At 23.2% G+C, this 1,124-nt stretch carries 1 rRNA gene; it reads left to right on the top strand.

Going from position 1 to position 1,124, the window contains the following annotated elements:
* Window positions 1-107, top strand: a 5S ribosomal RNA gene (rrf, locus tag ARA56_RS16235); the annotation flags it as partial.
* Between the last annotated feature and the right edge of the window lie 1,017 nt (window positions 108-1,124).

Below are 1,124 nucleotides of genomic sequence, written 5' to 3'. Positions count from 1 at the left end.
ATGGCGTAGAGGAAACACTCCTTCCCATTCCGAACAGGAAAGTTAAGCTCTACAGCGCCAATGGTACTGCATGGGAGACTGTGTGGGAGAGTAGGACGTTGCTAGGTTAGTAGAAATCCACTTACTTAAGTAAGTGGATTTTTTTTATATAATATTTAAGTAAAGCTATTTAGTAAGAAGATAAAAATAGTTATATTTTATTATTTGTAGATATAGTAACGTTAAAATATATTATGTACAGTAGGATAAATTAATAATAACTAGTTAAAATTAGGATAATATTTATACGTATAGATTATAATTTACGAGAATTACATAAGTTGTAGTTAAATGAAATAAGATAATTAAAGCTAATATGGAGTTGGTAAATAGATTTTGATATATATTTAAATGGGGTTATTATATTTTAGTAAATAACCTTTTTAAGTTTAATTATAAGGTATAAGAATTATATTGCACGGGGGAGAACTTATCCAATTAGAAAGAAACATGAATAGATTACTTATAAGTAATCTTTAAATTAAGATATTAAATTTGTAATTAATTATAAGGAGCTTGAATATTTTATATCTATTAATGTGACCTATTTTAAAAAGAAATTTTACTTGTATGACTATAATAATATTAGCGTTAAATATAATTTTTTAATATAAATCTAAAAAAATATTACACTATATAAGATAAAGTTAAAAAGAAAGAAGCCATTTTAAATTATAAATATAGAAAATTATAAAGTGTTTATTAAAATTTTTAGGTTAAATATTAATCCACATAGTATATGTGGATAATGTTAATTATGTTGATAATAGAATTATATAATTAATTATAGCTGTGGATTATGTGTAATAAGTGGATAACTATTTAAGCAATATCGAAACACTACTCCTAGTGTATCAATATGCTAAAATAGAAGAAAAAATAAGAAAAAAGAAGAATAAATATATTAATTAAGAAAAATAATACTGATATAATCTTTTTATAGTTAGATAGAGTGATAAGATAAATCTCGTCGCTGATGCGAAACAACAAAAACATAAGATAAAAAAGTGTTTGACAGTTGTTTTGATAAGTGATAAGATAAGTCTCGTTGCTAACGAAACTAAGTCAAAAAAACTTTGAAAAAA

It is taken from the genome of Clostridium disporicum, assembly GCF_001405015.1.
Lineage (GTDB): Bacteria > Bacillota > Clostridia > Clostridiales > Clostridiaceae > Clostridium > Clostridium disporicum_B.
This window is presented reverse-complemented; position numbering and strand designations above follow the sequence as displayed.